At 50.3% G+C, this 4,222-nt stretch carries 4 protein-coding genes; all 4 read right to left on the reverse strand.

Features of this window, described 5'->3' with window-relative positions; all coding sequences use genetic code 11:
• Positions 1-23: 23 nt before the first annotated feature.
• Positions 24-377, reverse strand: a complete 354-nt coding sequence (locus PsW74_RS01140; protein ID WP_057461372.1) for a hypothetical protein — start codon at positions 375-377, stop codon at positions 24-26.
• Between the two features lie 1,032 nt (positions 378-1,409).
• Positions 1,410-2,723: a TRAP transporter large permease subunit gene (locus PsW74_RS01145; protein ID WP_057461373.1), complete on the reverse strand. Its 1,314-nt coding sequence runs from the start codon at positions 2,721-2,723 to the stop codon at positions 1,410-1,412.
• Positions 2,724-2,728: 5 nt separating this feature from the next.
• Complete coding sequence (locus PsW74_RS01150; RefSeq protein ID WP_057461374.1) at positions 2,729-3,262, reverse strand: TRAP transporter small permease; 534 nt, start codon at positions 3,260-3,262, stop codon at positions 2,729-2,731.
• Positions 3,263-3,323: 61 nt separating this feature from the next.
• Positions 3,324-4,222, reverse strand: an 899-nt coding sequence (locus tag PsW74_RS01155) for a TRAP transporter substrate-binding protein (RefSeq protein WP_244277840.1), incomplete at its 5' end; no start/stop codon positions are given.

Here is a 4,222-nt window from a genome sequence, read left to right on the forward strand (position 1 = left end):
TCGTGGCGCCCGAACCGTTCTGATTACATCAACATGTCATCAGAACCGTAGTCTGCATTGCCTTCCAGCACTGGTGCATCTGCTGCAGCAACTTCTACAGTTTCAGATGCAGGGTTGAGAGCGTCATAAACGTCCTTTACCCCTTCAGCGATGTTGGTGATGACGCTGACAACGGCCGTAACTGGGTTTGATGTTGCAACCCCCACGGCTATGTCCACGACAACATCAACAACAGTGTCGACCACAGCTTCAAATACGCCTGCGATCTTCTGACCAAGCTCATGCTGACCAAATGCATCGGAGACAGTTTCAATCACTGCGCTAACAGCTTTGGTTACGACGTTTGCGATTGCTTTGAATGGATTCCACCAGCCCATGTCTTTATCCCTTTCAGACAAAAGTTAGATAAGTTTCACCGCTCCCGAAGCGCACTCCGAGGTACAGTGATGTTAAATTGTTGGTGTGATACCGCTGGCAGGAGGTCCTTTAGATGGCTACACGTTACGTGTTGGCTTCAAAGGGTCCCAATCCAAGTCGGTTCTCTATTTCGAAGAAGTCCCTGGACGCACCCGAACACTGCTAATGCCGCATTCAGAATGCAAGTCTACACTACGAATATATGTCATAGCCTAGCCTCCCAGCTTCGCTAAATGCTCACAATGAGCATGCCTCATAGCGACAAACGTTTTGAGTAACGTTTAGTGTCACCCAACCAACTTCAGTTATCTGAAGTCCTAATCAAATCCCCTATGCATAACTTGCATTAATCTCATCATACCACTTTGAGTACACATTACAGATACGATGCAATCCGCCAGTTACACATCCCCGTTTTGGGAGGTGACCTGATCTGAGTTCAATATTTGGCCGCAATTGGGGCGGAAATGTGGCGAACAATTTTATACTTTTAGATCTAGAATAAATGTTATCCAAATGTTTAGTGCAAATACAACTCTAGGTATTATTGAAATATCAGTATTTTTATACTTAGGGTATATTAAATTTATCTTACATAAAAATTTATCGATAAAAAGTACCTTACGTTTGAGTAAGTTACCTCGCATGACGTGATGCATGTCACACTCATACGTCTGTCAACACAAAAAATATGAGGGTGACACTCATTTTATAGTGAAAATATATCACCAAGGTGCCGTTTAGGTCATATATTTACCTTAAAAGTGACCACACAACGGCAAATCAGGGCAATCAAAGTGGATAATAGTGTCAGTTGAAGAGAACAAATCCGGAAATTTAGAAATGAGGAATCCAGCGTCTGTGCGCACTTAATGGTTTAATCAAACTAAGCTGATGAACCTCAGATTGCTTACTCTAAGTAAATACCCCGACCTACTTTTGTAGATCGGGGCATTAAGAGATCGGCATTTACGGCAGGTGGTTCAGAGGCGCTAACCTCCGGGCCTGCTGCGGATGTTCTCAGGCAGCCATGTGGCGATCTCAGGGAACGCGATCAGAACAAAGACCATCGCGACCATGATCAGGAACATCGGGAATGCTGCCCGCGCAATGAACCCCATCTGATAGTTGGTCATGCCTTGCAGCACGAACAGGTTAAACCCGATCGGCGGCGTGATCTGCGCCATCTCAACCACCACCACGATGAAGATACCAAACCAGATCAGGTCAATACCCGCCTGACGGATCATAGGCTCCACCACAGCCATGGTCAGCACCACAGAAGAAATGCCATCAAGGAACATGCCGAGGATCACGTAGAACACCAGCAGCACCATCAGCAACTCAAAGCGGCTGAGCTCCAGCGTTGCGATCATGTCAGCCAGACCGCGCGGCAGACCTGTAAAGCCCATGGAAAGAGACAGGAACGCAGCACCGGCAAGGATCAGTGCAATCATGGAGGAGGTATAGGTCGCCCCCATCAAACTGCTCGTGAAGCTTTTCCAGGACAGCGAGCCCTGAGAAGCTGCAAGGATCAGACTTCCAATCACACCAAAGGCTGCAGCTTCTGTCGCCGTTGCGTAGCCCAGATACATGGAGCCAATCACAACGAGGATCAGCAGGATCACAGGCAGCAGGAAGCGGGTGTTCTTCACCTTCTCAGCAAAGCTCATCTCAGGTTCCGCTTTCGGATCCCATTTAGAAGAGACTTTAGAGGTGATCGCCACATAGGCCATGAACATGCCAGCCAGCACGATGCCCGGCATAATGCCTGCAAAGAACAGCTTGGAGATGCTCTCGTTAATGGTCACGCCATAAACGATCAGCGTCAGGGACGGCGGGATCATCAGACCCAGCGTTGCTGCACCAGCCAGCGTGCCAATGATCATCTTTTCCGGATAATCACGCTTACGTAGCTCGGGGATAGACATCTTGCCAACAGTGGTCAGTGTCGCGGCAGACGAACCGGAGACCGCTGCAAAGACTGTACAGCCCACAATGTTGGTGTGAACCAGACCACCTGGAAGGCGGGCCATCCAGGGGGCAAGGCCGCGGAACATATCTTCCGATAATCGGGTTCGGTACAGGATTTCACCCATCCAGATGAACAGCGGCAGCGCCGTCAGTGTCCAGGAGGAGGACGCCGACCAGATGGTCGTCAACATCACGTCGCCAACAGGGCGGGTGGTGAACAGTTCCATGCCAACCCATGCCACACCCATGAGCGCCAGACCGACCCAGACGCCGGTGCCAAGCAAGGTGAACATGACAAACAGGAACAGAATGATAATGCTTATATTTTCCATTGTTCTTATTCTCCGGCAACTGCTTCTTCAAGTTCAGGCGCAATACGGTGCTTGCCAGTGAATATGAGTTGAAGGAGGTGATCTGTGAGAGCAATCGCAAGGATCAAGGCACCAAGGAACATAAAGCCCTGTGGGATCCAAAGCGGTGTACGGTCCTGTCCCTGACTGATGTCATTGAATTTGTGGGACCAGTAAACGAAACGGTAGGCGTAGTACACAAAGTACCAGATCGTGGCGGAGCCAATGGCAAAACACCAGATTTCCAGAATGCGCTGTGCGGTCTTGCCCAGCATTTGGTGCAGGATGGATACGCGAATATGGATGCCCTTGTTCAAGGCATTGGCAAATGCAAGGAAACTGGCGGCGGCCATGGCATAGCCTGCATATTCTGCGGCGCCCGGAAAGACCTCTCCCGTCCAACGTGCCAGCATCTGCACGACAATCAGTCCGAGGATGGCAATCAGACAAAGCGCGGAAAGAACTCCAGCTGTCTTGTAGATCCCATCCAGCCCTAAGCGCAGTGCGCGTGTCAGCTTCATTGTTCTCCCCCTCGAAAAAAGAAAAGCCGGAGTTCCAAAAGGTTCTCCGGCTTTTGCGTGCTTATTTCATTGCTTTGAAGGTGCTGACAACAGCCTTGCCATCGTCACCAGCAGCTTCAAGCCATTCTGCGGTCATGGTTGCACCAATTTCCTGCAGGTCAGCTTTCATCTGGTCACTACCCTTTTCAACCTTCATGCCGCCTTCACGCAGGCCATCAAGGGTGAAGTTTGTGTAGTCGATGGAACGCTTGAGGCCAGCTGCTTCCGCCGTTGCCGCACAGCCCTGAATGATGCCTTTGTTCTTTTCAGAAACACCAGACCACACATCAGAGTTTACAAGCATGTAGTTGCGTGGCAGCCATGCATCCACTTCGTAGAAGTAGTTGAGGCTTTCCCAAACTTTACGATCGTAACCAGTTGCACCGGAGGAGACCATGGAGTCAGCAACACCGGTTGCAAACGCCTGAGAGATTTCAGCAGCTTCAATGGAAACTGGCAGCATGCCTGTCAGCTCAGCAAGACGCGCAGTTGCGGTGTTGTAAGAGCGGAACTTGATGCCTTCCATGTCAGCAACAGAGTTGACTGCATTTTTAAAGTACAGACCCTGTGGAGGCCATGGCACAGAATACAGCAGGGTCAGGTTCTGTTCGCCAAGAACCTTTTCAAGCGCTGGCTTTGCAGCAGTCCAAAGCTTTGCCGCATCATCAAAAGATGTTGCGAGGAATGGAACGGAATCCACACCGAACAGGGCATTTTCGTTCTGGTGACCGGAAAGCAGACGCTCACCGATTGGCACCTGACCGGTCTGAACTGCGCGCTTGATGTCGCCGCCCTTAAACAGGGAGCCGCCCGGGTGAGTGGTTACTTCGATTTCACCGCCAGTGCCAGACGTAATACAAGCTGCAAATTCAGCGCCCGTTACTGAATGGAAGTTGGACCCTGAGTATGCCATTGGCAGGG

This window comes from Pseudovibrio sp. W74 (assembly GCF_001623085.1).
In the GTDB taxonomy this organism is placed as follows: Bacteria; Pseudomonadota; Alphaproteobacteria; order Rhizobiales; family Stappiaceae; genus Pseudovibrio.

Bases quoted from the DNA above. Each gene is read 5' to 3' on its own strand.
- PsW74_RS01140 (WP_057461372.1), bottom strand. From the start codon at position 377: ATGGGCTGGTGGAATCCATTCAAAGCAATCGCAAACGTCGTAACCAAA.
- PsW74_RS01145 (WP_057461373.1), bottom strand. From the start codon at position 2,723: ATGGAAAATATAAGCATTATCATTCTGTTCCTGTTTGTCATGTTCACC.
- PsW74_RS01150 (WP_057461374.1), bottom strand. From the start codon at position 3,262: ATGAAGCTGACACGCGCACTGCGCTTAGGGCTGGATGGGATCTACAAG.